Source organism: Azospirillum melinis (genome assembly GCF_013340935.1).
Classification (GTDB): domain Bacteria; phylum Pseudomonadota; class Alphaproteobacteria; order Azospirillales; family Azospirillaceae; genus Azospirillum; species Azospirillum melinis.
Genome location: NZ_WHOS01000016.1, coordinates 1 through 26,781 on the forward strand (window position 1 = coordinate 1; position 26,781 = coordinate 26,781).

The 26,781-nt window shown below is 67.9% G+C and carries 29 protein-coding genes, 1 other RNA gene and 2 pseudogenes; 14 read left to right on the forward strand and 18 right to left on the reverse strand.

What is annotated here, in order from left to right; genetic code table 11:
• The 14 genes and pseudogenes from GBZ48_RS14090 to GBZ48_RS14150 all read right to left on the reverse strand — a co-directional run.
• Positions 1 to 209 (reverse strand): annotated as a pseudogene (locus GBZ48_RS14090) (hypothetical protein); the annotation flags it as partial.
• Between the two features lie 16 nt (positions 210 to 225).
• Positions 226 to 708 carry an ExbD/TolR family protein gene (locus GBZ48_RS14095; protein ID WP_085088826.1) on the reverse strand — a complete coding sequence of 161 codons (483 nt, stop codon included), beginning with the start codon at positions 706 to 708 and terminating at the stop codon, positions 226 to 228.
• A gap of 3 nt (positions 709 to 711) precedes the next feature.
• Complete coding sequence (gene tolQ, locus GBZ48_RS14100; RefSeq protein ID WP_109448300.1) at positions 712 to 1,446, reverse strand: protein TolQ; 735 nt, start codon at positions 1,444 to 1,446, stop codon at positions 712 to 714.
• A 73-nt stretch (positions 1,447 to 1,519) separates the two neighbouring features.
• Positions 1,520 to 2,002, reverse strand: a complete 483-nt coding sequence (gene ybgC / locus GBZ48_RS14105) for a tol-pal system-associated acyl-CoA thioesterase (RefSeq protein WP_174471617.1) — start codon at positions 2,000 to 2,002, stop codon at positions 1,520 to 1,522.
• On the reverse strand, positions 1,995 to 3,068 hold the full coding sequence (ruvB, locus tag GBZ48_RS14110; protein ID WP_174471618.1) for a Holliday junction branch migration DNA helicase RuvB: 1,074 nt from the start codon (positions 3,066 to 3,068) through the stop codon (positions 1,995 to 1,997). Before ruvB ends, ybgC begins: the two co-directional genes overlap by 8 nt.
• Positions 3,065 to 3,691 carry a Holliday junction branch migration protein RuvA gene (gene ruvA, locus GBZ48_RS14115; protein ID WP_174471619.1) on the reverse strand — a complete coding sequence of 209 codons (627 nt, stop codon included), beginning with the start codon at positions 3,689 to 3,691 and terminating at the stop codon, positions 3,065 to 3,067. The genes ruvB and ruvA overlap by 4 nt, the downstream gene beginning before the upstream one ends.
• A complete protein-coding gene (locus GBZ48_RS36255) occupies positions 3,688 to 4,266 on the reverse strand; it encodes an endonuclease domain-containing protein (protein ID WP_343049546.1) in 579 nt (192 codons plus the stop codon). Before GBZ48_RS36255 ends, ruvA begins: the two co-directional genes overlap by 4 nt.
• Positions 4,249 to 4,740 (reverse strand): annotated as a pseudogene (ruvC, locus tag GBZ48_RS36260) (crossover junction endodeoxyribonuclease RuvC); the annotation flags it as partial. The pseudogene ruvC and the gene GBZ48_RS36255, both read right to left, overlap by 18 nt.
• Before the next feature lie 81 nt (positions 4,741 to 4,821).
• Positions 4,822 to 5,574: a YebC/PmpR family DNA-binding transcriptional regulator gene (locus tag GBZ48_RS14125; protein WP_174471620.1), complete on the reverse strand. Its 753-nt coding sequence runs from the start codon at positions 5,572 to 5,574 to the stop codon at positions 4,822 to 4,824.
• Positions 5,575 to 5,746: 172 nt separating this feature from the next.
• Complete coding sequence (locus GBZ48_RS14130; protein ID WP_174471621.1) at positions 5,747 to 6,571, reverse strand: TIGR00282 family metallophosphoesterase; 825 nt, start codon at positions 6,569 to 6,571, stop codon at positions 5,747 to 5,749.
• A gap of 123 nt (positions 6,572 to 6,694) precedes the next feature.
• Entirely contained in the window at positions 6,695 to 7,291 is a 597-nt protein-coding gene (locus tag GBZ48_RS14135; protein ID WP_174471622.1) for a 5-formyltetrahydrofolate cyclo-ligase, read from the reverse strand.
• Between the two features lie 65 nt (positions 7,292 to 7,356).
• A non-coding RNA gene (gene ssrS, locus GBZ48_RS14140) (6S RNA) lies at positions 7,357 to 7,520 on the reverse strand.
• A gap of 14 nt (positions 7,521 to 7,534) precedes the next feature.
• Positions 7,535 to 7,843 (reverse strand): cell division protein ZapA, encoded by a 309-nt coding sequence (locus GBZ48_RS14145; RefSeq protein WP_098740243.1) that lies wholly within the window; start codon positions 7,841 to 7,843, stop codon positions 7,535 to 7,537.
• 4 nt (positions 7,844 to 7,847) lie between these two features.
• Positions 7,848 to 8,072 carry a hypothetical protein gene (locus GBZ48_RS14150; protein ID WP_109448310.1) on the reverse strand — a complete coding sequence of 75 codons (225 nt, stop codon included), beginning with the start codon at positions 8,070 to 8,072 and terminating at the stop codon, positions 7,848 to 7,850.
• A gap of 399 nt (positions 8,073 to 8,471) precedes the next feature.
• Between GBZ48_RS14150 and tkt the strand changes: the two genes are divergently transcribed.
• Both tkt and gap read left to right on the forward strand, forming a co-directional pair.
• The gene (gene tkt, locus GBZ48_RS14155; protein WP_174471623.1) at positions 8,472 to 10,466 is read left to right on the forward strand and encodes a transketolase; all 1,995 of its coding nucleotides are present in this window, start codon (positions 8,472 to 8,474) and stop codon (positions 10,464 to 10,466) included.
• Positions 10,467 to 10,525: 59 nt separating this feature from the next.
• On the forward strand, positions 10,526 to 11,533 hold the full coding sequence (gap, locus tag GBZ48_RS14160; RefSeq protein ID WP_174471624.1) for a type I glyceraldehyde-3-phosphate dehydrogenase: 1,008 nt from the start codon (positions 10,526 to 10,528) through the stop codon (positions 11,531 to 11,533).
• A gap of 80 nt (positions 11,534 to 11,613) precedes the next feature.
• Here the strand turns inward: gap and GBZ48_RS14165 are convergent, their stop codons facing one another.
• Both GBZ48_RS14165 and GBZ48_RS14170 read right to left on the reverse strand, forming a co-directional pair.
• Entirely contained in the window at positions 11,614 to 13,302 is a 1,689-nt protein-coding gene (locus GBZ48_RS14165) for a methyl-accepting chemotaxis protein (RefSeq protein WP_174471625.1), read from the reverse strand.
• Positions 13,303 to 13,464: 162 nt separating this feature from the next.
• Positions 13,465 to 13,809 (reverse strand): type II toxin-antitoxin system HicB family antitoxin, encoded by a 345-nt coding sequence (locus tag GBZ48_RS14170; RefSeq protein WP_109048858.1) that lies wholly within the window; start codon positions 13,807 to 13,809, stop codon positions 13,465 to 13,467.
• A gap of 218 nt (positions 13,810 to 14,027) precedes the next feature.
• On the opposite strand from GBZ48_RS14170, the gene GBZ48_RS14175 reads away from it, so the two are divergent.
• The 6 genes from GBZ48_RS14175 (at position 14,028) to GBZ48_RS14200 (ending at position 19,146) form a co-directional block, all read left to right on the forward strand.
• Positions 14,028 to 14,477 (forward strand): hypothetical protein, encoded by a 450-nt coding sequence (locus tag GBZ48_RS14175; RefSeq protein WP_174471626.1) that lies wholly within the window; start codon positions 14,028 to 14,030, stop codon positions 14,475 to 14,477.
• Between the two features lie 110 nt (positions 14,478 to 14,587).
• Positions 14,588 to 14,824 (forward strand): hypothetical protein, encoded by a 237-nt coding sequence (locus GBZ48_RS14180; protein ID WP_246307183.1) that lies wholly within the window; start codon positions 14,588 to 14,590, stop codon positions 14,822 to 14,824.
• Positions 14,825 to 14,991: 167 nt separating this feature from the next.
• Positions 14,992 to 15,921 (forward strand): class I fructose-bisphosphate aldolase, encoded by a 930-nt coding sequence (locus tag GBZ48_RS14185; RefSeq protein WP_174471628.1) that lies wholly within the window; start codon positions 14,992 to 14,994, stop codon positions 15,919 to 15,921.
• 3 nt (positions 15,922 to 15,924) lie between these two features.
• Positions 15,925 to 16,596: a thiamine phosphate synthase gene (thiE, locus tag GBZ48_RS14190; RefSeq protein ID WP_174471629.1), complete on the forward strand. Its 672-nt coding sequence runs from the start codon at positions 15,925 to 15,927 to the stop codon at positions 16,594 to 16,596.
• Positions 16,597 to 16,741: 145 nt separating this feature from the next.
• Positions 16,742 to 17,548, forward strand: coding sequence for a TSUP family transporter (locus GBZ48_RS14195; RefSeq protein ID WP_109048861.1), 807 nt, complete (start codon positions 16,742 to 16,744; stop codon positions 17,546 to 17,548).
• A 269-nt stretch (positions 17,549 to 17,817) separates the two neighbouring features.
• Positions 17,818 to 19,146 carry an OmpP1/FadL family transporter gene (locus GBZ48_RS14200; protein WP_174471630.1) on the forward strand — a complete coding sequence of 443 codons (1,329 nt, stop codon included), beginning with the start codon at positions 17,818 to 17,820 and terminating at the stop codon, positions 19,144 to 19,146.
• 78 nt (positions 19,147 to 19,224) lie between these two features.
• Here the strand turns inward: GBZ48_RS14200 and epmA are convergent, their stop codons facing one another.
• Positions 19,225 to 20,292, reverse strand: coding sequence for an EF-P lysine aminoacylase EpmA (epmA, locus tag GBZ48_RS14205; RefSeq protein WP_174471631.1), 1,068 nt, complete (start codon positions 20,290 to 20,292; stop codon positions 19,225 to 19,227).
• A 356-nt stretch (positions 20,293 to 20,648) separates the two neighbouring features.
• Between epmA and efp the strand changes: the two genes are divergently transcribed.
• From efp to GBZ48_RS14235, 6 genes are all read left to right on the forward strand, one after another.
• Positions 20,649 to 21,215 carry an elongation factor P gene (efp, locus tag GBZ48_RS14210; RefSeq protein ID WP_174471632.1) on the forward strand — a complete coding sequence of 189 codons (567 nt, stop codon included), beginning with the start codon at positions 20,649 to 20,651 and terminating at the stop codon, positions 21,213 to 21,215.
• 101 nt (positions 21,216 to 21,316) lie between these two features.
• A complete protein-coding gene (locus GBZ48_RS14215) occupies positions 21,317 to 22,114 on the forward strand; it encodes an inositol monophosphatase family protein (protein ID WP_109450350.1) in 798 nt (265 codons plus the stop codon).
• 115 nt (positions 22,115 to 22,229) lie between these two features.
• Positions 22,230 to 23,009 (forward strand): OmpA family protein, encoded by a 780-nt coding sequence (locus GBZ48_RS14220; RefSeq protein ID WP_174471633.1) that lies wholly within the window; start codon positions 22,230 to 22,232, stop codon positions 23,007 to 23,009.
• A gap of 48 nt (positions 23,010 to 23,057) precedes the next feature.
• Entirely contained in the window at positions 23,058 to 24,251 is a 1,194-nt protein-coding gene (locus GBZ48_RS14225) for a DNA repair protein RecN (RefSeq protein WP_098740267.1), read from the forward strand.
• A gap of 36 nt (positions 24,252 to 24,287) precedes the next feature.
• Positions 24,288 to 25,682: a peptidoglycan -binding protein gene (locus tag GBZ48_RS14230; protein ID WP_109048868.1), complete on the forward strand. Its 1,395-nt coding sequence runs from the start codon at positions 24,288 to 24,290 to the stop codon at positions 25,680 to 25,682.
• A 68-nt stretch (positions 25,683 to 25,750) separates the two neighbouring features.
• Positions 25,751 to 26,020 (forward strand): hypothetical protein, encoded by a 270-nt coding sequence (locus GBZ48_RS14235; protein WP_209798159.1) that lies wholly within the window; start codon positions 25,751 to 25,753, stop codon positions 26,018 to 26,020.
• A gap of 50 nt (positions 26,021 to 26,070) precedes the next feature.
• On the opposite strand, the gene GBZ48_RS14240 is transcribed toward GBZ48_RS14235, so the two are convergent.
• Complete coding sequence (locus tag GBZ48_RS14240) at positions 26,071 to 26,661, reverse strand: GNAT family N-acetyltransferase (protein WP_174471634.1); 591 nt, start codon at positions 26,659 to 26,661, stop codon at positions 26,071 to 26,073.
• Between the last annotated feature and the right edge of the window lie 120 nt (positions 26,662 to 26,781).

A 26,781-nucleotide genomic window follows, 5' to 3' on the forward strand; every position in this document is an offset into this window, starting at 1 on the left:
GCCTCGGGCATCGGCGGACGGGCGGCGGTGGCCGGCTTCGGCTCGCCCTTCTCGACGCGGGCAGCCTGGGTGATCTCGCCGACGTCGACGATCTCGATCGGGATCGAGGAGGCGATCTCGAGCTTGCGATCGCTGGGCGGCATGCCGAGCACCATCAGCGCGACCAGCGCGACGTGCAGCACCGCCGAGGCGATCAGGGGCTTGCGCATGGGAGTTCCGCCCGCCTCAACGCGCCGGCTTGGGCGCGCCGACCCGCGCGCTGGACGCGGTCGGGCCGTTCGGCATCTCGGCGACCAGCCCGACCTTCTTGAAGCCGGCGGCGCTCATGGTGCCCATCACCTCCAGCATCTTGCCGTAGGCGATCTTGGCGTCGCCGCGGACCAGGATGCGGGCCTCGGGGTTGTTGTTGGTCACCGCGATCAGCAGCGGCACCATGTTGGTCAGCTCGACCGGCGTCTCCTGGACGAAGACGCGGCCGTCGGTCTGCACGGTGACGAACAGCGGGTCCTTCTGCTGCTCCAGCGGAGCGGCATTGGTCTTGGGCAGGTCGACCGGCACGCCGACGGTCAGCATCGGGGCGGCGACCATGAAGACGATCAGCAGGACCAGCATGACGTCGATGAAGGGCGTCATGTTGATCTCGGCCATCGCGCGATAGCCCCGGCGCTTGCCGCGCCCGTGGGATTTGCCTGCGAGTTGTCCGGCCATGGTTCAGGCGGCTCCCCGCTCCTCGAGGTGGCGGGACAGGATCGCCGAGAACTCGCCCGAGAAGGTGTCCAGCCGGTCGGCGTAGCGGCCGAGGTCGGTGGAGAACTTGTTGTAGGAGAGCACCGCCGGAATGGCGGCCAGCAGGCCCATGGCGGTGGCGAACAGCGCCTCGGCGATGCCCGGCGCCACCACGGCGAGGCTGGTGTTGCCCGAACCGGCGATCGAGGTGAAGGAGTTCATGATGCCCCACACCGTGCCGAACAGGCCGATGAAGGGGGCGGTCGACCCGACCGAGGCCAGGAAGGTCATGTAGCGTTCGGCCCGCGCCATCTCGCGGCCGATGGTCACCGCCATCACCCGCTCGACCCGCTGCTGCAGCGAGCTTTTCATGGTGCCGCCGATGCCGCGGTCGGCGGCGTGGCGCCACTCGCGCATGCCGGCGGCGAAGGTCGCCGCCATCGGGTCGGCCGGGGTCTGGCCGATGCGGTCGTACAGCGCGTCCAGCGACCCGCCGGACCAGAAGGCCTCTTCGAAGGAGTCGGCCTGGGCGTTCAGCCGGCGGATGCGCATCAGCTTCTCGATGATGATCGCCCAGCACCAGATCGAGGCGACGACGAGCATCATCATCACGATCTTGACGACCGCGTCGGCCTGCCAGAACAGGCCGAGGATCGTGATCTCATGTGCCGTCGTGGCGGCGGCATTGCCGGCCAGTTGGGCGGTTTGCAGGGCGTCCATCGCAGTCAGTCTCGCGTTTGCGCTGTTGGCACGGGGAGTGGAAGGAAACGGTCGATAGGATCAGGCAGGCGGGTCAGGCGGGAGAAGAGGCGTTTTGCTTTGCATGCAGCGTCTCCATCGCCGCTTTCACCGGTTCGGGAAGGCGCACGGCCCGCCCGGCCCGGTTGATCGTCACCAGCTGCAGGTCGGCGCGCGCCAGCACGCGACCGTCGCGGCGGATGACTTGTGCAAGTGCGAAGGAGGCACCGCGGATATCGACGATTCGGGTTTCCACTTCAAGCGTGTCCTCCAGCTTGGCAGGGGCGTCAAAATCGATGGTCAGGCGCCGTACCGCAAATGACACACCTGTGACATCGCCCAAACCCCCGGCCATCTCCCTCTGACGGAAGCCCATCAGGTAGAGCATCTCCGTGCGCGCCCGCTCCGCGAACCGCAGGTAATTGGCGTGATAGACGATGCCGCCGGCATCGGTGTCCTCGTAATAGACCCGCAACGGATACCGGTGCGTGCCATCCTCCGCGAACCGGCCCGACAAGGAAGACGCGGCGTCACTCATCGTCGCCCTCGTCCGTCGGGTCGGGGACGCGGTCCAGCAGGTCGAGCTGCCGGAGCGGCGCGTTCGGCGGGTTGAGCCCGAGATAGCGGAAGCCCTGGTCGGTCAGCATGCGCCCGCGCGGAGTGCGCTGAAGGAAGCCCTGCTGGATCAGGTAGGGCTCGACCACCTCCTCCAGCACGTCGCGCTGCTCGCCCAGCGCCGCGCCCAGCGTCTCGACACCGACCGGGCCACCGCCATAGTTGTTGGCGACCAGCCCAAGGTAACGGCGGTCCATGCTGTCCAACCCGAGCCGGTCGACCTCCAGCCGGGTCAGCGCGGCATCGGCGACGCGCTTGTCGACCTCCTCCACCCCGGCGACCGCGGCGAAATCACGCACCCGGCGCAGCAGGCGCCCCGACACGCGCGGCGTGCCACGCGCCCGGTTGGCGATCTCGCGCGCGCCCTCGGGCGTGATGCCCATGCCGAGCACGCCGGCGGCGCGGCGCACGATCAGCTCCAGCTCGTCCGGTTCATAGAATTGCAGGCGCACGGGAATGCCGAAGCGTTCGCGCAAGGGGCGCGTGATCAGGCCGCTGCGCGTCGTCGCGCCGACAAGGGTGAAGGGCGGCAGGTCGATCCGGATGGACCGCGCCGACGGGCCTTCGCCGATGATGAGGTCGAGCTGGAAATCCTCCATGGCGGGATAGAGCACCTCTTCCACGGCGGGATTAAGGCGATGAATCTCGTCGATGAAGAGGACGTCGTGCGGCTGCAGGTTGGTCAGCAGCGCCGCCAGATCGCCGGCCCGTGCGATGACCGGGCCGGAGGTGGCGCGGAAGCCGACGCCCAGCTCGCGCGCCACGATCTGCGCCAGCGTGGTCTTGCCCAGGCCGGGGGGCCCGAACAGCAGCACATGGTCGAGCGCCTCGTTGCGGGAGCGGGCGGCCTGGATGAAGATCGACAGGTTCTCGCGCGCCTGTCGCTGGCCGATGAACTCGGCGAGCGACAGCGGACGGATCGACGCCTCGGCCGAATCGCCGTGGCCCTGGCCCGGCTGGACCAGACGATCTTGATTGGGGTCGCTCATTGGCTCAGTTCCTTGAGGCCCTGGCGGATCAGATCGGACACGCCGGCATCATCGCCCAGCACGCGCCCGGCGGCGACGACCGCGCCGAAGGCCTCCGACCGGCCATAGCCGAGATTGACCAGCGCCGACACCGCATCGGCCAGCGCCGGGGTGGCGCCCGGCACGGCGGCGGGGGCGCCCTTGCCGGCCGGCGCGCCCGCGGTCGCCGCGGGACCGAGCGCCAGATTGCCGACCTTGTCCTTGAGTTCGTTGAGGATGCGCGCCGCCACCTTCGGCCCGACGCCGTCGGCGCGCACCAGCGCGGTCTTGTCCTGGGAGGCAATGGCGCGGGTCAGCTGGTCGGGGTCGAGCACGCCCAGGATCGACAGCGCCAGCCGGGCGCCGACACCCTGGATGGTGGTCAGCAGCTTGAACCACTCCCGGTCCGCCTGGTCGCCGAAGCCGTGCAGGACGATGCGTTCCTCGCGGATGAAGGTCTCGACCACCAGCGACGCCCGCTCGCCCACCGACAGGCGTGACAGCGTGCGGTTGGAGCAGGACAGCAGGTAACCGACGCCGTTCACGTCGAGCACGACCCAGTCGGTGCCGGTGGAATCGACGATGCCGGTCAGCTTGGCGATCATGGGAACTCCCGGCCCGAGGGCTGGCTGCGAAGAATGGAGGTCTCTTCGAGACGCGCGCGGATGGTCTCCAGCACGCCGTCAAGGTTATCGATCACGTCGGTGTTCCAGAAGCGCAGGATCCGGAAGCCGGCCTGCTCCAGCATGCGAGACCGCCGCTCGTCATGTGCGGCGCGCTGCTCGGCATGCTGGCCGCCGTCCAGTTCGATGATCAGGCGATGGTCGTGGGCGACGAAGTCGGCGACGAAGCCCAGGATCGGCTCCTGCCGCCGGAATTTCGCGCCAAGCTGCGCATTGCGCAGCTTCTGCCAGACGATCTTTTCCACATCCGTGGCATTCATCCGCAGATCGCGCGCGCGCCCGGTTATGTAGTCAGTGGGCTTGGTTTTCGCAACCAGCGCCATGTCCCCCACTCGCCTCATGGGAGCGTCTCCCTCTCCCCCCCGGGGAGAGGGTCGGGGTGAGGGGGAAGCGCTGCGTGGACTCTTGGGAGAGGAACGCTGTGCATCCCCCTCACCCTGCCCTCTCCCCGGGGGGGAGAGGGTTTGACGCGGCACTTCGCCGCCCCGCCGCCACATCGTCCAGCTGGCGCGGTGGTGCGCGTGGCAGATCGCTATGGCGAGGGCATCGGCGGCGTCCGGCGAGGCGATCTCGCAGCCGGGCAGCAGCAGCCGCACCATCGTCTGGACCTGTGCCTTCTCGGCGCGGCCCTGGCCGACGACCGCCTTCTTGACCATGTTGTTGGCGTATTCCGCCACGGCCAGCCCGGCCTGGGCCGGCACCAGCAGGGCCACGGCGCGAGCCTGCCCCAGCTTGAGCGTCGAGACCGCGTTGTTGTTGACGAAGGTCTCCTCCACCGCCGCCTCGTCGGGGTGGTAGCGCTCCACCACCGCCGACAGGGCGTCGTGGAGCTGCACCAGACGCTCGGCCAGCGGACAGCGGTCGTCGGAATGCACCGCGCCGTCGGCGACGTGGCTCAGGCGGTTGCCCGCCACGTCGATGATGCCCCAGCCGGTGTGGCGCAGGCCGGGGTCGATCCCCAGCAGCCGCACCGGCGAAGGCACCGTCGCCTCACTTCGTCCTGCCCGCGCAAACACGGCACCCGCTCTCCGCCTGCAAGACCCGCGTTCTGCTTACGCGGTCAGCTTCTGCATCAGCTCGTCGGAGATGTCGAAGTTGCCTTCGACCACCTGGACGTCGTCGTTGTCCTCCAGCACGTCCAGCAGCTTCAGCAGGCTGGCCGCGGCATCTTCGGACGGGGCGACGGTGTTCAGCGGACGCCAGGTCAGGCGCGCGCTCTCCGCACCGCCGAACTTGGCCTCCAGCGCATCGCGCACGACGCCGAAATTCTCCACCGTGGTGGTGACCTCGTGGCCGTTCTCGTCGGATTCGACGTTGTCGGCGCCGGCCTCCAGCGCCACCTCGAACACGGCGTCGGCGTCAGCGGCGGCGGCCGGGTAGAAGATCGCGCCGATGCGGCTGAACATGAAGCTGACCGAGTTGGTCTCGCCCAGGCTGCCGCCATACTTGGTGAAGCTGGAGCGCACTTCCGCGGCAGTGCGGTTGCGGTTGTCGGTCAGCGCCTCGACGATCAGGGCGACGCCGCCGGGGCCGTAGCCCTCGTACCGCACCTCTTCGTAGTTCGCGTCGTCGCCGCCGCCGGGCGTGCCCTGCTTGATGGCGCGGTCGATGCGGTCGCGCGGCATGTTCTGCGCGCGTCCGGCCAGGATGGCGGCACGCAGGCGCGGGTTGGCCGCCGGGTCCGGCAGGCCGCTCTTGGCGGCGACGGTGATCTCGCGGGCGAGCTTGTTGAAGATCTTGGACCGCTTGGCGTCCTGCGCGCCCTTGCGGTGCATGATGTTCTTGAACTGGGAATGACCGGCCATGGGTCGAACGAGCCTCGAAACGGAATTGGTCAATCGGGCGGGGTTAAGCGCACGACACATGTAACAGGTCTGCCGCCCCACCGCACCTTTTCGGCGCGGGAGACGACACCCACGGGATTAGAAAGTCAATATGGCGAGATTGCGGCGCGGCGTGGCCGCAGCCGTGACGGCCTTACTGCGTCCGTTCCGGCAAGGTCTGGCTCAGCCGCCCGCCGATGCGCAACGGCTCGATGCGGACCGCCAGCCCGGTGCGGTCGTCGGTCTCGACATAGCAGCCGCAGACGGTGCCCTCGCCTTCCGCCGGGGACAGCCGCTCGGTCGGCAGCTTCCGCACCATCTTGGCGAGCGCCACCTCCTTCTTCATGCCGATGGCGCTGTCGTAATCGCCGCACATGCCGGCATCGGACTGATAGGCGGTGCCCTTCGGCAGGACCATGTGGTCGGCGGTCGGCACATGGCTGTGGGTGCCCACCACCAGCGAGGCGCGGCCGTCGCAGAAATGGCCCATGATCATCTTCTCGCTGGTCGCCTCGCCGTGCATGTCGATCAGAACGGCATCGACGCCGCCCGGGCCGAGGCGATGGGCCTTCAGCACCCGGTCCACCGCGGCGAAGGGGTCGTCCATCGGCTCCATGAACAGGCGCAGCAGCACGTTGACGACCAGAACCTTGCGCCCGCCGCGCGCCTGCAACAGCACATAGCCGCGGCCTGGCGTGCCCTCCGGATAGTTCACTGGACGGACGATGCGCGGCTGCTGCTCGATGGTGGAAACCAGTTCCTTCTGGTCCCACGTATGGTTGCCCAGCGTCACCACGTCGATGCCGGCCTCGAAGAACTCCTCGGCGATCTTGACCGTGACGCCGTAGCCGCCGGCCGAATTCTCGCCGTTCACCACCGTCAGGTCGGGGTCCAGCTTCTCGCGCAGCATCGGCATATGCGCCAGCACAGCCTCGCGCCCGGACCGGCCCACCACATCGCCGAAGAACAGAATCCGCATCGCCCCAACCTTCCCGATTAGATCGGATCGCGTAAAATCGGCATCGATTTGAAGCGTGAATCCGATCGTCAAATACAAAACTATAGCTCCGTGCGTTTCATGTTAAACGCACGGAGCTATAACTCACTTATGAATGCGGAGCGTCTCGCGCTCCGTCACGATCCAGTCCAGCCGCTCGTCATGGCCGTCCACCGGAACCGCCGGCATCTCCTGCGCGGCGAAGGCCACGCCGACCGCAACCACCACGCCCGCTCCCGCCCCGCCTGCCCGCAGGCCGTCCAGCGTCCGGTCGTAATAGCCGGCGCCATAGCCCAGCCGATGGCCGGAGCGGTCGAAGGCCAGCAGCGGCACCAGCAGCAGCGAGGGCAGCAGGACCGCGCGCCCCTCCGCCGGTTCCTGGATGCCGTATCGCCCGGCTGTCATCGGCGCCTGCGGGTCCCAGTCGCGGAACAGCAGGGCAGTGCCGCGCGGCCCCGAGACAGGCAGCCCGACCGCATGGCCGAGGTCTTTAAGATGGAGCAAAGCCGGCCGCGCGTCGAGTTCCGACCCCAGCGGCCAATATCCCCCGGCGGCACCGCGCGGCAGATGGCCGTCGCACGCCAGTTCGGCGATGCGGTCGCGCACGGCGGCGGAGGCGGTGGAGCGGTCGGAGTCGGCGATGGCGTCGCGCCGGGCGCGCGCCTCGCGTCGGGCGGCGTCCTTGGCTTGCGGATCGGTCATCGCGGACTGCGTGCGGAGGGAGGGAACGGGGAACCCATGGAACAGGGAGGCCCGGAAAGAGGGTGGAAGGTGCCGCCTCGGCCGGTGGCCATATGCCTATCCTCCATGGCCTGCATGAGCAGGTGGGCGCCGTGTACCCGGCCCGATGGGCCGGACAGGGACAGCTCCCTAGAGTTCAAGGTTATCGGCCCTGGGGATTATTGCAGCCTGTCGAACCAGGCAGCGGTCCTTCCATGCACCAATCTAGGCGCGCTCGAGCCGCGCGGCAACCTCTTCGATGCGTTTTGCGACACGATCGAGTTCGCCGGCCACCGCCGCCTCGTCGATCGCAGGGGCGATGCCCTTGCCGGACATCACGTCCTGCAGCTCGTCGGCCAGCACCAGACAGGTCATCAGCATCATCTGCGCCTCCGACCCGCTGCGTCCGCCACCGGTCAGCCGGCGCAGGCGGTCGTCCACATAGGCCGCCAGCTCGCGCAGCCGGCCCTCCTGCCCGTCCTCGCACAGCATGCGATAGAAGCGGCCATTCACTTCGATGTCGACCTGCGCCATGGCGTCAGCTCTCCAGCACGTGTTGCAGGCGGGCGATGGCGACCTCAAGCCGCTGCGACACCGCCTCCGCGGTGGCCTGGGCGGTCGCCCGGTCGGCCCGCGCGGTTTCCAGCGCCTGCGACAGATCCTGCTCCCGCCGGACGACCCGCTCCTCGCGGGCGGCAGCGGCATGGTCGAGACGTTCCACGGCACGGCCGAGACGGTCGAGAGCAGCTTTCAGGGAATCCATGGACGTCAACCTCGACCTGTGGGCACGTCATGTTCGATGGGCGGCGGATCCGGACCGGCTTTCCGCCAAGCCGAACCGCTGCCTTATCGGAGCGCTTAGAGTTGGGCCGGCACGCTGACCGCGTCAACCGTCCCGAGGGACTCTTCCACCGAATGCCCATACTGAATACCGGGGCGTGACGGAACGCCGCAACCGATGCATCAGTGTCGAACCCATAACGGCTGCGGGGCTTCCCGCACGGACGAGGGGCCTCTGCCATGCCCTTCCCTACCCCAATCCCATGTTGACCTGCGGACGGCGGTTCTGCATGGTGCGCCCGTTTCGCGGCGCCTTATCAAGGCGACCGCGCAACCACCGTTGCCGACGCCGCAACCGCGCCCGACCCGCAGGAAACGCCAGATGTCCGCTGACTCCGCCCAGCCCTCCCTCCACACGATGGCCAGCGCGATCCGCGCGCTCTCCATGGACGCGGTCGAGGCCGCGAAGTCCGGCCACCCCGGCATGCCGATGGGCATGGCCGACGTCGCCACGGTCCTGTTCACGCAGTTCCTGAAGTTCGATCCGAAGAACCCGACCTGGGCCGACCGCGACCGCTTCGTGCTGTCGGCCGGCCACGGCTCGATGCTGCTCTACTCGCTGGCCTACCTGACCGGCTACGAGCGCATGACCATCGACGAGATCAAGCGCTTCCGGCAGCTGCACAGCCTGACCCCCGGCCACCCGGAAGTCGACCCCAGCCTCGGCATCGAGATGACCACCGGCCCGCTGGGCCAGGGCGTCTCCACCGCCGTCGGCATGGCGCTGGCGGAGCGGATCACCAACGCCCGCTTCGGCGACGAGCTGATCGACCACTATACCTACGTCATCGCGTCCGACGGCGACCTGATGGAGGGCGTCAGCCACGAGGCCTGCTCGCTGGCCGGACATCTCGGGCTGAACCGGCTGATCGTGCTGTGGGACGACAACCACATCTCCATCGACGGCACGACCGACCTCAGCTTCACCGACGACACCCAGGCGCGCTTCCGCTCCTATGGCTGGAACACCATCGCCGTCGACGGCCACGACACCGACGCGGTGTCGAAGGCCATCGCCCAGGCGCGGACCTCCACCGACAAGCCGACGCTGATCGCCTGCCGCACCATCATCGGCAAGGGTGCGCCGAACAAGGCCAACAGCCACGCCTGCCACGGCTCGCCGCTGGGCGCCGATGAGATCGCCGCGACCCGCACCGCCATCGGCTGGACCCATGAGCCCTTCGTCGTTCCCGACGAGGTGCTGTCCGCCTGGCGGGCCGCCGGCACCCGCAGCGCCGACGCCTACAACGCCTGGAGCAGCCGCCGCGCCACCCTGAGCGCCGAGGCCGGCAAGGCCTTCGACGAGGCGTTCAGCCACGGCGTGCCGAGCGCGCTGACCGACACCATCGTCGCCTTCAAGCAGAAGATCAGCGCCGAGAAGCCGAGCTGGGCAACCCGCGTCGCCTCCGGCAACACGCTGGAAGTGCTGGTGCCGGCGATTCCGGAGATGGTCGGCGGCTCCGCCGACCTGACCCCGTCGAACAACACCAAGGTCAAGAACACCGCCGACGTGAAGGGCAAGGGCGAGTTCGCCGGCCGCTACGTCCGCTACGGCGTGCGCGAGCACGGCATGGCGACGCTGATGAACGGCATGACGCTGCATGGCGGCATCATCCCCTACGGCGGCACCTTCATGCAGTTCGCCGACTATTGCCGTCCGGCCATCCGTCTGGCCGCGCTGATGAAGCAGCGCACCGTGTTCGTGATGACCCACGACTCGATCGGTCTCGGCGAGGACGGCCCGACCCACCAGCCGGTCGAGCATCTGGCGGCGCTGCGCGCCATCCCGAACCTGCTGGTTCTGCGCCCGGCCGACGCGGTCGAGACCGCCGAATGCTGGCAGATCGCGCTGGAAGCGACCGGTGCCCCGTCGGTGCTGGCGCTGACCCGCCAGAACGTGCCGACGCTGCGCACCGAGCACACCGCCGACAACCTGTCGGCCCGCGGCGCCTACGTCCTGGCCGAGGCCGAGGGCGAGCGCAAGGCCACCATCCTCGCCACCGGCTCGGAAGTGTCGCTGGCGGTGGAGGCCCGCAAGGCCCTGCAGGCCCAGGGTATCGGCACCGCCGTTGTGTCTATGCCGAGTTGGGAACTGTTCGAGCGCCAGGACGACGCTTACAAGGCTTCCGTGCTCGGCACTGGCGTGCGCGTCGGCGTCGAGGCGGCGATCCGTCTGGGCTGGGACCGCTGGCTGGGCGACAAGGGCGCCTTCGTCGGCATGGCCGGCTTCGGCGAATCGGCCCCCTACCAGGAACTGTACAAGCACTTCGGCATCACCGCCGAAGCGGTCGTGGACGCCGTTAAGGCGCGTCTCTGAGAGAAGCCGAAGGGGCGTCCAGCCGAATTCGGACGCCCCATATCCAACTGGAGGAAGTCATGGCTGTACGGGTAGCGATCAACGGTTTTGGCCGCATCGGCCGTCTGGTTCTGCGCGCCATCTACGAGAGCGGCCGCAAGGACGTGGAGGTCGTGGCGATCAACGACCTCGCCGATCTGAAGGCCAATGCGCACCTGCTGAAGTACGACAGCGTCCACGGCCGCTTCCCCGGCACCATCGAGACCGGCGACGGCGTCCTCATCGTCAACGGCCACTCCATCAAGGTCGTGCAGGAGCGTGACCCGGCCAAGCTGCCGTGGAAGGATCTCGGCATCGAGATCGCCATGGAATGCTCGGGCATCTTCACCAAGCGCGCCGATGCCGCCAAGCATCTGGAAGCCGGCGCCGAGAAGGTGCTGATCTCGGCCCCGGCCACCGACGAGGACATCACCGTCGTCTACGGCGTCAACCACGACAAGCTGACCGCCGAGCACCGAATCGTCTCCAACGCCTCCTGCACCACCAACTGCCTGGCGCCGGTGGCCTTCGTGCTGAACAACCTCGTCGGCATCGAAAAGGGCTTCATGACGACGATCCACTCCTACACGGGTGACCAGCGGATCGTCGACACCAACCACAAGGACCTGCACCGCGCCCGCGCCGCGGCCCTGAACATGATCCCGACCTCGACCGGTGCGGCCAAGGCGGTCGGCAAGGTCCTGCCGGAGCTGAAGGGCAAGCTGGACGGCACCGCCATGCGCGTGCCCACGCCGAACGTGTCGGTCGTCGACTTCAAGTTCACGTCCAAGCGCGCCACCTCGGTCGAGGAGATCACCAAGGCGATCTCCGACGCCGCCAACGGCCCGCTGAAGGGCGTGCTGGAAGCCTACACCGAGGATCTGGTGTCGACCGACTTCAACCACGACCCGCACAGCTCGATCTTCGCGCTGAACGAGACCAAGGTCATCGACGGCAACTTCGTCCGCATCATGACCTGGTACGATAACGAGTGGGGCTTCTCCAATCGCATGAGCGACACCGCCGTCGCCATGGCGAACGCCAAGTAAGCCTCGCTTCGGCAAGGAAAAGGCGCCTTCCTCGCGGAAGGCGCCTTTTTTCTTTGAGACAACCCGGTCTCAGGCCGCCCTCAGGCCGCCCGCACCGTCGCCAGGAAGTCGCCGACTTGCGCGTTCAGTCCGGCCGCCTCGCTGGTCAGCTTGCCGAGCGCGTCGACCAGTTCGCGGGCGGTGCGGCCGCTCTCGTCGGACGCCGCGGTGACGCCGGAGATGCTGGTCGACACCTCCCCGGTGCCGGCGGCTGCCTGTTGGACCGAGCGGGTGATCTCCGCGGTTGCGGCGTTCTGCTGCTCGACCGCGGCGGAAATCGCCGTGGCGATGCCGCTCAGCCGCTCGATCACCGCCGCCACCTTCTGGATCTCCGTCACCGCCTGACCGGTCACCGTCTGGATGCCGCTCATCTGGCCGCCGATCTCGTCGGTGGCCTTCGCCGTCTGGTTGGCCAGCGCCTTCACCTCGCTGGCGACGACGGCGAAGCCCTTGCCGGCCTCCCCTGCCCGCGCCGCCTCGATGGTGGCATTCAGCGCCAGCAAATTGGTCTGTCCGGCGATGGAGTTGATCAGCCCGACCACGGTGCCGATTCGCTCGACGGCCTCGGCCAGGCTGCTGATTCGGCCGGTGGCCTCCTGCGCCATGCCGACCGCCTCGCCGGCGACGCGGCTGGCTTCCGACACCTGCCGGCCGATCTCGACGATGGAGCCGGTCAGCTCTTCCGACGCGGCGGCGACGGTCTGCACATTGGCGGCGGTGCCGTCGCTGGCACTGGCGACGATTCCGGCCAGCTGGCTGGTCTGCTCCGCCGCCTGCGACATCGCCCGCACCTTCTGCCCCAGCGCGTCGGTGGTGGTGGAGACGGAGCGGATCATGCCGCCCACCGTCCCCTCGAATTTTGCGGCCAGCCGGTCCATCGACTGACGCTTCTCCTCCTCGGCCCGGCGGGCGGCTTCGGCCTGTTCGGCCTCCAACCGGCGGCTGGCCTCGGCATTGACCCGGAACACCTGGACCGCACGGCCCATGTCACCCAACTCGTCGCCGCGGTCGATTTCGGGAATGACGGTGGACAGGTTGCCGTCGGCAAGGCTGCGCATGCTGTCGGACAGGCGGCGGATGCGCCGGCTGATCGAGTTGCCGACCAATGCGATCAGCGCCACCACCGGCAGGGCCAGCCCGCCGACGACGATGGCCATGGTCCACAGGCTGCTGGTGAAACGGGCATCCAGATCGTCGATGTAGACACCGGTGCCGATCAGCAGTTGCCAGGGCTCGAACATCTTGACATAGCTGAGCTTGGGCAGTGGCACTTCGGTGTTCGGCTTGGGATACATGTATTCCACGAAACCGTCGCCCTTGGTGCGCGCGGTGTCGACCAGCGCCCGGACGAAGAACACACCGTTCGAATCCTTGTTGTCGCGCTGGTCCTTGCCGATGACGTCGGGCCGAACCGGATGGATGACGGTCTGGTAGTTCAGGTTCTGGACAAAGATGTAGTCTTTGCCGTTGTAGAACATGGTGTTGAGGTTGGCCTTGAACCGCTCGAACGCCTGTTCGCGCGTCAGGCGCCCGGCCTTGACTTCCGCTTCATATCCGGCGGCCAGTCCATGGGCGGTCTGCACGACGGAGCGCAAGGTTTCCTTCCGCTCCTCCAGCATGTTGCGCTGGTCGAGCCAAAGGGCGGCGGCGGCAATCGCAATGGACACGGCGCCGGCCAGCGCGACGAGTGCCCACAGCTTCGCACGCAAGGTCATCTTCGGTCCGCTCATCAGGCATCCCCCCTAAATCGTTCGAGGGAGGCTGAGCAAATACGGTGCCAGTTAAGGGTGTGTCGGCAGCGAACGCGGCAAACCGTTCATAACGCAATTCATTCGCCATTCTGCCAATCGGCATATGCAGCATGCGCAATCAGCATCGCATTTTGCGAATTCTCACCCGGCCTTGACGTTGGTGACGCCGGCGGCGCGGCCCAGGCATTCGGCAATCCAGGCGGACAGGCTCTTGCCCTCCCGCGCGGCGCAGTCGGCGACGGCGCGGTGCAGGATCGGGTTGATGCGGATGGCGAGACGGCCGGAGAAGGGCTGTTCGCCGTCGCCGCCCATATCGCAGGACAGATCGAGATAATCGTCCACCGCCCGCCGGAAAGACTCCCGCAGTTCGTCCACAGACCGGCCGGAAAAGGTAATGCCGTCGTGTGTGTTGATGACTTCGCCGACGAAGACGCCCGCTTCGTTGTCGAAGTCGATCTGGGCCTTGTAACCCTTGTATTCCATCATCGCGGCGTTCCCGGGAGAGGTATTCCAATGAAACGGGCGCCGGCGCTCCGGCCCCCACCCTCTGTGACTGACCATACCCCGGGACGGCGACCGCAGGGTTTGACCTGCCTCAATTCTCTCAACCGGCCGCGGGACGACTGCGAATCGGCTGTCGAGTTTGAGCCGTCCGGCAGGCCCGGCTACAGTGGCGGCCTGGCCCTTCCCCGTCGGCGCGCACCATGACCGCAATCCCACCCGCACATCCGGTTCCGGCCCGGCCCATCCTGATCCGCAGCCTTGGCGATGCGCTGGCCGCGGCGCGGGCGGCCGAGTCGGCCGGCACGGCGCTGACCCTGATGGCGCCACCGGCGGGGGGAGCGCTCTGGCTGCTCGGCGTGCTGGAGCGGGTGCGCAAATCCCACCCCGGACTGTCGTCGACCGGTTTGCTCGACTGCGGCGACCGGGCCGGCGAGGCGCAGGGGGCGCTTGCGGCCGGCGTGCCGGCCTTGCTGTTCACCGGTCATCCGCAGGCGGCGGAGCGCCTGGCGGCAGTCGCCGCGGTCCGCGGTGCCGTCCTGCTGACCCGATGCCCGCCGCTGCTGGATCTGGCCGCCGAAAGTCGGGGGAGCGACCGCGCCGAAAGGCTGGAGGCCCTATGCCGTGACTGGCTGGCGCGGGCCGAAGGATAGGGCGCAACTACCGCTTTTTCGCACAGCCTCTCCGCGCAAAGGTGGTGTAACGTCACCTTAGGATATTTTTGTGACACGCCGCCCTCCCTCCGATGCCGGATGACCCGCCCATGAGCATCACCTCCCTCACCACGCCGGATCAGACGATTGCGCAACCTCACCGTCCGGGGCAGGCCGCCGGCGGCCGGCACTCCGACCGGATGGGACACAGACCGGCACCCGGACCGGAGAAGATGCGCGGCCTCAAGCTGGTCGCCATCTGGGTCGGGCTGACCGTCGGGTCCTGGGCGGTGCTCGGCGGGGCCGGATACGGGCTCTACACGCTGGCAGGGTCCCTTCTGCCCTAACCCCTTCGGACGGGTCCGGACCACTCGCAAGAGCCCTCCCCGACCGCAGGCCCTAGGCCGTTCAGGCGTGGCAAATGGCCGCTTTATGCCCCTCCCGCCGTTGCAAAGCGGCCCGATACGGGCTAAGACGGCGCCATTTCCAAGAATGCCCCAGGGGAAGAGCCACAATGAAGCTCACGCGCCGCGTCAAAGACATTCTCGCCAACTACGAGAGCGACAATCCCGGCACCAAGGCGAACCTCGCCCGCATCCTGATGGAAGGCAAGCTCGGCGGCACCGGCAAGCTGGTGATCCTGCCGGTCGACCAGGGCTTCGAGCACGGGCCCGCCCGCAGCTTCGGCCCGAACGATGCCGGCTATGACCCGCACTACCATTACCAGCTGGCCATCGACGCGGGCTGCAACGCCTACGCCGCCCCCCTGGGCTCGCTGGAAGCCGGCGCCGGCACCTTTGCCGGGTCCATCCCGCTGATCCTGAAGATGAACAGCGCCAACTCGCTGTCCACCCAGAAGGAAGCCGCCGACCAGGCCGTGACCGCCTCGGTCCAGGATGCGCTGCGCATCGGCGCCTCGGCCATCGGCTTCACCATCTATCCCGGCTCGGACGCCATGTACGCCCAGTACGAGGAGTTCCGCGAGCTGTCGAAGGAGGCCAAGTCCTACGGCCTCGCCACCGTGCTGTGGTCCTACCCGCGCGGCGGCGCCGTCACCAAGGACGGCGAGCTGGCCATCGACGTGATCGGCTACGCCGCCCACATGGCCGCTCTGCTGGGCGCCCACATCATCAAGGTGAAGCTGCCGTCGGCCACGCTGGAGCAGCCGGAAGCCAAGAAGATCTACGAGTCGAAGAACATCCCAATCGCCACCCAGGCGGAGCGGGTGAAGCACATCATGCAGTGCGCCTTCAACGGCCGCCGCATCGTGGTCTTCTCCGGCGGCGCCACCAAGGGCGAGGATGCGGTGTTCGAGGACGCCCGCGCCATCCGTGACGGCGGCGGCAACGGCTCGATCATCGGCCGCAACGCCTTCCAGCGCCCGCGCGAGGACGCCCTCAAGCTGCTCGACCGGATCATGAAGATCTACCAGGGCCGGGAGTAACACTTGGCCAAGGGAAAGCCGACGCAGGTGGAACCTGCCTGCCGACTGTACCTCGTGACGCCGCCGGCCCTGGAGCCGGCGGCGTTCGCGCCGATTCTGGCGGAAGCGCTGGATGCGGGCGATGTCGCCTGCGTGCAGCTTCGCCTGAAGGACTGCTCCGAGGACGACATCCGCCGCGCCTGCGACGTGCTGCGCCCCATCGCGCAGGAGCGTGACGTCGCCTTCATCCTGAACGACCATCCGCGCCTGGCGCGGGAAGCCGGCTGCGACGGCGTGCATGTCGGCCAGACCGACACGCCCTATCGCGACGCCCGCAAGATCATGGGCAACGACGCCATCGTCGGCGTCACCTGCCACGACAGCCGCCATCTCGCCATGATCGCCGGCGAGGAAGGGGCGGATTACGTCGCCTTCGGTGCCTTCTTCCCCACCACCACCAAGACGACCGAATACAAGGCCGAGCCGGAACTGCTGAGCTGGTGGTCGGAGCTGATGGAGGTTCCCTGCGTCGCCATCGGCGGCATCACCGCCGAAAACTGCGCGCCGCTGGTCACCGCGGGCGCCGATTTCCTGGCCGTGGTCAACGCCGTCTGGGGCCATCCCCAGGGGCCGGGCGCCGGGGTCCGGGCGCTGAACGACGCCATCGAGGCTGCCCTCGCCGGTCCGGCCGGCTGACATCGAGAGGCCAGCCGGGTGTGTGTGTACCGGCCATGCTGAAACACAGCATGCAGGCTCCGCCGAATCATAGTATGCCGGCTCCGCCGATTTACGGATAGGCCGGCTCCGCCGGCGGTGCATCTACGCGGGTTTCCACACAATCATGGATCTTTTGACGCCCGAGTCGCTGGGCATCCTGTTCGCCGTCGGCCTGCTGGCCGGCTTCGTCGATTCCATTGCCGGCGGCGGCGGCCTGCTGACCATTCCGGCCCTGCTGGCCGCCGGCCTGTCCCCGGCGGAGGCGCTGGCGACCGGCAAGCTGCAATCCAGCTTCGGATCGCTGTCCGCCACCATCAAGTTCGTCCGCCGCGGCGAAGTCCATCCGGCGTCGATGCGGACGATGATCCTCTGCACCTTCGTCGGCGCCGGTGCCGGCGCCACACTGGTGCAGATGCTGGATGCCAGCTTCCTGCGCGACGTCATCCCGATCCTGCTGATCGGCATCGCCCTCTATCTGCTGCTGTCGCCCAAGGCGGGCGACGTGGATGCCCACCAGCGCATCGGCGAGCATGCCTTCGCGCTCAGCATCGGCACCGGCATCGGCTTCTACGACGGCTTCTTCGGGCCGGGGACCGGTACCTTCTTCGCCATCGCCTTCGTCTCCCTGCTCGGCTACAACCTGCGCAAGGCGACCGCCCATACCAAGGTGCTGAACCTGACCAGCAATGTCGCTTCGCTGCTGTTCTTCATCGCCGGCGGCCATGTGCTGTGGACGGTCGGCCTGCTGATGGGTGTCGCGCAATATATCGGCGCCCAGGCCGGCGCCCATATGGTGATCCGCAACGGCGCCCGTGTCGTGCGTCCGATGCTGGTCGTCGCCTCCATCGTCATCACCGCCAAGCTGGTCTGGACCGACGAGCACAACATCCTGCGCGAGCTGTTCAGCGCCGCAGCCGCCTGGGTCGCTTGACCATCGCTTGACCTTCGCCTGATGGGCGGCCTCCGCCGCTCCTCAAGTTTGCGTATCTCCGCCGATATTCGATTGTTCTGCGAACGCCGCCGTAGGGGTTAACCCCCATCCGGCGGCGTTCGCGTATGCGCGCCCGTCTTTTCTCCTTCCGATTTCCGTCAGGCTCCGCAAAGCTGTTCGTGAGGCCAACAAAAAGTGGTGGGAGCCCCTTTACGTAAGCGTCAGTTCGTGTATCATTGCGTCAATAACACAATTTGGGGAAGGAACGAATGTCTCCGACGACGCTCAAGACACGCCTGCTGACCGCCGCCGCCGCCATTGCGGTCACCGCGGCGACCGCCTCCACGGCCTTCGCCGCCGGTTTTGCGTTGAAGGAGCAGAGCGTATCGGGCCAGGGCACCGCCTATGCCGGCGTGACCGCCGGCGGCAACGGCGACGCCAGCTCGATGTTCTACAATCCGGCGACCATGGGGCTGGTGACGGGGATCGAGGCGGTGCAGACCGCCACCGGCGTCATCGTGAAGTCGAAGGTCGACAGCGCCAGTGCCAACCGCGCCCGGCGGCTGGGCGGCACCTCGATCAGCGGCAACGCCTCGCCCGGCGACATCGCCCAGGACGCGCTGGTTCCCGCCGGCTACTTCGTCTATTCGATCAATGACGATCTGAAGGTCGGCCTGTCGGCCAACGGGCCCTGGGGTCTGGTCACCGATTACGGCGACAGCTGGATCGGCCGCTATCACGGCATCCGTTCCGACCTGCGCACCTACAATTTCGCGCCGTCGGTGTCCTACCGCATCAACCCGATGATCACGCTGGGCGGCGGCGTCCAGATCCAGTACGCGAAGGCCAAGCTGTCGCAGTCGTCCGACTTCGGCGCCAGCCGCCTCGGCCGTCCCGGTTCGCTCGACGTGAAGAGCGACGTGACCGGCGACGACTGGGGCTGGGGCTTCACGCTCGGCGCCCTGATCGAGCCGGTGAAGGGCACCCGCGTCGGCCTCGCCTACCGCTCGGCGGTGAAGCACACGCTGACCGGCAGCATCTCCTTCACCGGCCTGCCGGCGCCGCTTGCCGGTGCCCTGCCCGCCCAGAGCGCGAGCGCCGACCTGACCACGCCGGACATCGCCTCCATCGGCCTGTACCACGAGGTCAACGACCGCTGGGCGGTGATGGCCGACGTGCAGTGGACCAACTGGTCGCGCTTCCGCGAACTGCGCGTGAACATCGCCAATCCGGCGCTCAACTCCGTGACGGAAGAGCACTGGAAGGACACTTGGTATTACGCGCTCGGCACCTCCTACAAGGTGACCGACAAGCTGACGCTGCGCGCCGGCGTCGCTTTCGACCAGGGTTCGGTCGACGTCGAATACCGCACGCCGCGCATTCCGGAGCAGAACCGCTACTGGCTGTCGGCCGGCGCCGGCTATCAGGTCACCGACAATCTGCGCGTCGATGCCGCCTATTCGCACGTCTTCATCCCGAAGACCTCGGTCGCCCTCACCGACGACCTGACCGGCCCCGAAGCCGGCCGCGGCAACCTGAATGTGGACTACAAGAGCAGCATCGACCTGATCGGTCTGCAGGCGAAGTTCACGTTCTAAGCAGCCCCGACTTCCCGTTCACTCTTCCCGCTCGCTCGCAAAGCCCCTCTCCTGTCACCGGAGAGGGGCTTTTTCATGTCACACCCCCGCGACCGGCAGCCACAGCACCTGCTCGATGCTCTCGGCGCCGCTGCACAGCATTGCCAGCCGGTCGAAGCCCATGGCGATCCCGCTGCTCTGCGGCATGCCATGCTCCAGCGCCGCCAGGAAATCCTCGTCAACCGGGAAGCGCTCGCCATAGAGCCGCTCCTTCAGCGCCATGTCCGCTTCGAAGCGGGCGCGCTGCACCGCCGGATCGGTCAGTTCCCCGAAGGCGTTCGCCAGTTCCAGCCCGCAGGCATACAGCTCGAAGCGCTCCGCCAGCCGCGGGTCCTCCGGCTTCGGCCGCGACAGCGCCGCCATGCACAGCGGATAGTCGGTCAGCACGCAGGGCACGCCCTCGCCCAGATGCGGCTCGATCCGGTCGAACATGATGCGGAAGACGATGTCCTCCCAGCGGTCGCCATGATGCGGCGCGATGCCGATGCGCGCCGCCTCCGCTGTCAGGGCGCCAGGGTCGGGATCGTGGCTGCCGTCATAGGTCGCCATCAGGTCGATGCCGGCATACTCGTGAAACGCCTCGGGCACGGTCAGAATACGCCAGGGCGCGAAGGGATCGCAGGTCATGCCGCGGAAGCTGAAACTCCGCCGCCCGCCGGCCTCGGCCCCGGCGCACAGCAGTTCCCGGCAATCGTCGATCAGCGTGCGATAGCCCTCGCCCGCGCGATACCATTCCAGCATCGAGAATTCCGGCGCGTGCGTCCCCGACCGTTCGCCGTTGCGGTAGACATGCGCCAACTGCCACAGGCGCGGCAGGCCCGCGACCAGCAGCTTCTTCATGGCGAATTCCGGGCTGGTGTGCAGGTAGAGCGGCCGGCTGTCGTCGGGGTGCGGTCCGCGCAGTTCGGTGGCGAAGGCCTGGAGATGCGGCTCCATCCCCGGCGACACCTGAAGGGCCGGCGTATCGACCTCGATAAAGGCCAGCGCCTCGAACACGCGGCGGACGGCGTTCAGCACCCGGCCGCGCGCCGCCAGATAGGGCCGGCGGCGGGCCAGCGCCTCGGGATGCCAGGGGGGGAGTTCGGCGGATCGGAGGGGGGCGGACATGTCGGCGCGCTCTTGATGGACAGTCGAAAGGGGTGCGGCCGCATCAGAGCATCCACGGCCGGCGTACTCAAGCCGGCTTGGGATTGGTCACAGCCGCTGCCTGTGATAAACTCCATGTATCGTCGCCGAGCCGCAGGGGCGGGACGGATGGAACGCTGAACAGGGTCGGCAAAAGCGTTTCAAACGTTCCAAACGTCCCATTGCTGGAGCCGTTCTAAACCCGGCGGGCCGGTTTGGCGAAGAATCACCCGTCAATCGGCGGGATTGCGCGCTGTTACCGCTCCGCGCCGTTGCCTACGGGCGGTCAAGCTGGTAGGGTCCGCGCCGCCCATATTTCTGGAAGTCATGAGTAAGCCATGAAGGTCAATGCCAACACGATGCGCCCCGGCCATGTGCTGGAGCACAACGGTAAGCTCTGGGTCATCACCAAAACCGCCATCGTGCAGCCTGGCAAGGGCGGCGCCTTCATCCAGCTGGAAATGAAGGACGTTCGCACCGGCAACAAGTCGACCGAGCGGTTCCGCACCCAGGAGACCGTTGAGCGCGCTCGCCTGGACGAGCATGAGATGACCTTCCTCTTCGCCGAAGGTGACAGCTTCACCTTCATGGACAAGGAAACGTTCGAGCAGGTCGCCATCCCGCGCGACATCATCGGCGACCCGGCCGTCTTCCTGCAGGACGGCATGGAAGTCACGGTGCAGAGCCATGAAGGCTCGCCGCTGGGCGTCGAGATCCCCGGCAAGGTCACGCTGCTGATCACCGAGTCCGACCCGGTGGTGAAGGGCCAGACGGCCTCTTCGTCCTACAAGCCGGCCAAGCTGGAGAACGGCGTGTCGATCCTGGTTCCGCCGCACATCGAGGCCGGGACCCGCGTCGTCGTCGATACCGCCAGCGGCGAATACGTCGAGCGCGCCAAGGACTGATCCTTTCCAAGGTCCGTCCTGCCATCACCGGTCTTCGCCATGCGCGGAGGCCGGTGTATTGTTTTCTGGTTCCTGCTGCACGAAACGGTACACCAACACCCATGGCCACCCGCTCCGCTCTCATCAACGTCATGGTCCGCGCCGCCGAAAAGGCCGCCCGGGGTCTCGTCCGCGACTTCGGCGAGGTCGAACACCTCCAGGTGTCGCGCAAGGGGCCCGCGGACTTCGTGTCCGCCGCCGACCTGAAGGCCGAACGCACCCTGCGCGAGGAATTGCAGAAGGCGCGGCCCGAATTCGGTTTCCTGATGGAGGAGAGCGGCGCGTCCAAGGGCAGCGATGCCGAGGCGCGCTGGATCGTCGATCCGCTCGACGGCACCACCAATTTCCTGCACGGCCTGCCGCACTGGGCGATCTCCATCGGTGCCGAGCGCAACGGCGAGATCGTCGCCGGCGTGATCTACGCCCCCATCGGCGACCAGCTGTTCTGGGCCGAGAAGGGCGTCGGCGCCTACGTCAACCACACCCGCCTGCGCGTGTCCGAACGCCGCCGGCTGGAGGATTGCGTGATCGCCACCGGCATCCCGTTCAAGGGCCGCGGCGACCACGCCACCTTCCTGAAGGAACAGGAAGCGGTGATGAAGGAGGTCGCGGGCATCCGCCGCTTCGGCGCCGCCTCGCTCGACCTCGCCTACACCGCCGCCGGCCGATTCGACGCCTACTGGGAACGCGGCCTGGCTCCCTGGGACTGCGCGGCCGGCGTGCTGATGGTCACCGAGGCCGGCGGTTTCGTCGGCGAGATCGAGGGCGGCCGCAACCCGGTCTTCACCGGCAACGTCCTGGCGGCCAACAGCCACCTCCAGGTCCCGGTTTCCCGCCTGTTGAAGTCCGCCAAGGGCTGACCTCCGGCCCGCCCGTCCGCCGCCCTCCCGAACGGAGACGGCGGATGAGCGGTTGTGGCTGGAGCGATCGATAGGCTATGGTTTGCGGGACAAAGGTTTAACGGGACACATCGTTTTGCGCCGCTGGGGACACGCCGACCGCAAGCACCTTGCCGCCGCCGCTCTGTGCGCGGTCTGGACGCTCTCTCCGGCTGCCCTGTCGGTGGCTGCCCCGGCCACCAGCGCCGCCGCGACGCCTGCCGGCCTGACGCTGGAGAATGCGGTTCCCCTGTCGGTCCCGCCGCGCCCCAGCCTGCGCACGCCGCCGCCGGTCAAGGCGCCGCCGCGCCTCACCCTGCCGCAGCCGCTCGAAGCCCCGCCGCCGCCTGCATTGACCGAAGGCCCGGCCCAGCCGGCTCCGCGCTCCACCACCGCCCGCACCCAACTTCCGGCCGCCGTTCCTGCCCAGCCGCAACAACCCACTGCGCAGGGGACGCCCGCCGCTCCGGCTCCCGTCACTCCGGCTCCGGTCACGCCGCGGACCGACACGGCGGCACTACCCCCTCCCCCAGAGGCGGCACCTCCGGCGGCTAGCCTGCCACCTTCGAGCGTTTTGAGCCTTGTGTTCCCGGCCGATGCCACCAATCTGCCGGATGCGGCGGACGCCGTGGTCGACCGGATCGTCGAGCGGTTGCGCGCCAGCGACACCGCAAGGCTCCAGCTTCGCTCCTATGCCAGCGGCACGCCGGATACGGCGCGCGAGGCGCGGCAGCGGGCGCTGGCCCGGGCGCTGGCATTGCGCGAGCGGCTGACCGCTTTCGGGATCCGCAGCACCCGCGTCGATGTCCGTGCGCTGGGCCTGGACGAGGGCGGTGGGGTTCCCGACCGCATCGACGCCGTCTTTCTGAACGAGTAGCGCCCACATCGTGCGCGAGGTCTGATCGGAACACCCCTTCGGAGCATCATGACCGCCATAATCCCGACGACCCGACCGCAGGAGGTATCCGCCCTCATGACACGCCCGGAGCGGTTCCTGACCCGGATGATCCTGTTCCTGGTCGTGGTCTGCGCGGTGACCGGCCTGCTGTTCCCCGCCTTGCGCTCGGCCTTCCTCAACAACGCGCCGCTGAACGGCGTGATCCTGGCGACCTTGCTCGCCGGTATCGCCTTCATCTTCCGGCAGGTCCTGATGCTCCGCCCCGAAGTGGCGTGGCTGGAGCAGTACCAGAGCGGCGTCGCTCCGGCCTCCCTGCAGGAGCCGGTGCTGCTGGCGCCGATGGCACGCATGCTGGGCGAGCGGCGCGGCCGGCTGACCCTGTCGGCCCTGTCGATGCGCTCGATGCTGGATGGCATCGCCTCCCGCCTCGACGAATCGCGGGAGCTGTCGCGCTATCTGATCGGCCTGCTGATCTTCCTCGGCCTGCTCGGCACCTTCTGGGGCCTGCTGCACACCGTGCAGTCGGTGGGCGGCGTCATCGGCAGCCTGTCGGTGCAGGGCGGCGACGTCGGCAGCATGTTCTCCCGGCTGCAACAGGGGCTGGAAGCGCCGCTGGTCGGCATGGGCACCGCCTTCTCCTCCTCGCTGTTCGGTCTGGCCGGGTCGCTGGTGCTGGGCTTCCTCGAACTCCAGGCCAGCCAGGCCCACAACCGCTTCTTCCAGGATCTGGAGGACTGGCTCTCCAGCGCCACCCGCCTCTCGAGCGGGGCTGCCGGCGGGCTCGAGTCGGGCGACCATGCCGCGTCGGCCTATCTGACCGCCCTGCTGGAGCAGACCGCCGAGAACCTCGATTCGCTCCAGCGCACCGTCGCCACCGCCGAAGAGGGCCGGCGCGCCGCCAACGCCAATTTGATGGCGCTGACCGAGCGGCTGTCGAGCCTGACCGACCATATGCGGGCCGAACAGCAGCTTCTCCTGCGCCTTGGCGAGAACCAGCTGGAGGTGAAGGGGCTGCTCGACCGGCTGGCGGAGAATTCCGGCGCCGGCTTTGACGACGCCTCGCGCCAGCATCTGCGCAACATGGACATCTACCTCGCCCGTATCGTCGAGGAATCCTCCAACGGCCGGGTCCAGGCGGTGCAAGAGATCCGCAGCGAGATCAAGCTGCTGGCCCGCACCATCGCCGCGCTTGCCGAAGAAGCCGACCAGCAGCCGCGCTGATACCCAGACCACCATAGGCCAACGCCGGGAGCACCCATGGCCAGCATCAGCCGCCGCAACGGCCACCGCGACGCCAGCGCATGGCCCGGCTGGGTCGACGCCCTGTCGTCGCTGGTGATGGTCGTCATCTTCCTGCTGATGGTCTTCGTCGTGGCGCAGTTCTATCTCGCCACCGCCCTGACCGGCCGTGACGAGCAGCTGACCGCGCTGAACCACAAGATCGCGGAGATGAACGACCTGCTGGCGATGGAGCGCGACGCCAACGCCGACCTGCGCGTCAACATCACCCAGCTGTCGACCGAGCTTCAGACCTCGGTCACCACCCGTGACGACATGACCCTGAAGCTGAGTCAGGTTCAGGAGGACCGCGACCGCACAGCCCGCACGCTGGAGGAACTCCAGCGCAACGTCCGTGTCGACCGCGAGACGCTGGATCTCAAGCTGAAGGAAATCCTCAGCCTCCAGGCCGACATCAAGGCCCTGCGCGATGCCCGGCAGAAGCTGGAAGGCGAACTGGCCGCCGCCATGGCCGCGACCAAGCTGACCGAACAGCAGCGCCAGGCCCTGTTGGCCGAGCTTGGCACCACCCGCGACCGGGCCAAGGCCCTGGAATCGGAGCTGGCATCGGCCACCGAGAAGACGATGCTGGCACAGAAGGAGATCGACCAGCGCGACATCCGCCTGAAGGGGCTGGAGTCGCAGTTGGCCGGCAGCCGCACCCAGGCGCAAAAGGATCTGGAGCAGCGCGATCTGCGCATCCGCGATCTGATGGCCTCCCTGACCGGCGAACAGGCGGAGGGCACCAAGAGCAAGCAGCAGATCGACCTGCTGAACCAGCAGCTGCTGGCGCTCCGCGACCAGCTCGCCCGCATCGGGGCGGCGCTGGAGACGTCGGAGAAGGCGTCGGCGGAACAGAAGGTGCAGATCGCCGAATTGGGCGCCCGGCTCAATCAGGCGCTCGCCGCCAAGGTCCAGGACCTCGCCCGCTACAAGTCGGAGTTCTTCGGCCGCGTCCGCGAGGCGCTGGGCAGCCGGCCGGACGTACGGATCGTCGGCGACCGCTTCGTCTTCCAATCGGAATTGCTGTTCCCGTCCGGGTCCGCCACGCTGGAGGAGGCCGGCAAACAGCGGCTGGCCGATCTCGCCCGCACCCTGATCGAAATCGGCAAGGCGATTCCTTCCGACATCAACTGGGTCCTGCGGGTGGACGGCCATACCGACATCAAGCCGGTGCGTTTCCAGTTCGCCTCCAACTGGGAACTGTCCTCGGCCCGCGCGCTGTCGGTGGTCAAGTTCCTGATCGACCAGGGCATCCCGGCGGAGCGGCTGGCTGCGGCCGCCTTCGGCGAGTTCCAGCCCATCGACCCCGGCACCTCGGACGAGGCGCTGGCGAAGAACCGCCGCATCGAGATCAAGTTGGACCAGCGCTGAGCGGAACCCCGCCGCGCGGCTGGCTGTTTTCCTTCCATCGACGCTCTTGTCGACATGAGGAATCAGCCATGATGAAGACTGTCTTTGCTGCCCTTTCGGTCGCGGTCCTGGCCGGCGGCATCGCCGCCCTGCCGCACCCGGCCGAGGCGAAGGGATGCGTGAAGGGTGCGGCCGTCGGCGGCGTCGCCGGCCATATGGTCGGGTCGGGCCATGGGGTTGCCGGCGCCGCGCTCGGCTGCGCGGTCGGCCATCACGAAGCCAAGAAGAAGGACGAGGCCGCCAAGAAGCAGGCTGACCAGCAGCAGGACCAGCACGGAAACAACCAGCCGCCGAAGTGAGCGCTGCCGAGCGGGATGGCCAAGCGGGATGGAGCGGCTACGGGCCCAGTCTAGGCCTGCCACTCCTCCCGCAGGATGGCGTAGAGGACATGGTCGCGCCATGCGCCGTCGATGCGCAGGTAACCGCGGGCATAGCCTTCGTGGGAAAACCCGACCTTTTCCAGAAGGCCGCGGCTCGGCAGGTTGGTCGGCAGGCAGGCGGCCTCGACCCGGTGCAGGCCGAGCTGGCCGAAGGCGAATTCCAGGGCCAGCCGGGTGCCGCCGGAGACATAGCCGTTGCGGGCGTAGGGCTGCCCGGCCCAATAGCCGAGCGTCCCCATCTGCGCCACGCCGCGGCGGATGTTGGTGAGGCCGAGCCCGCCGACCAGCGCGTCGGTCCCCCGATCGAAGATCAGGAAGCTGTAGCCGAGGTCGTCCCGCCATTCCTGCGCCTGCCGCCGCAGCCGCCGGGCGAAGGCGGTGCGCGTCAGGGCATCGGCCGGCCATGTGGGTTCCCACGGCGTCAGGAATCCGCGCGAGGTCGCACGAAGATCTGCCCACTCCCGCCAGTCGCGGGGCAGCGGCGGCCGGATGTAGCAATGCGGTCCGTCCAGCCGGATCGCCGGGGGGCCGATGAGGCCGCTGCCGAGGAGGCGGATCATTGGGCGACCGCCCTTCCTCTCCCGTCCAGGAGAAGAGGCATCGGCATCTCGAACGATCCACGCAAGGCATCCCCCTCACCCCGACCCTCTCCCCGGGGGGGAGAGGGAGATGAGTGCGGG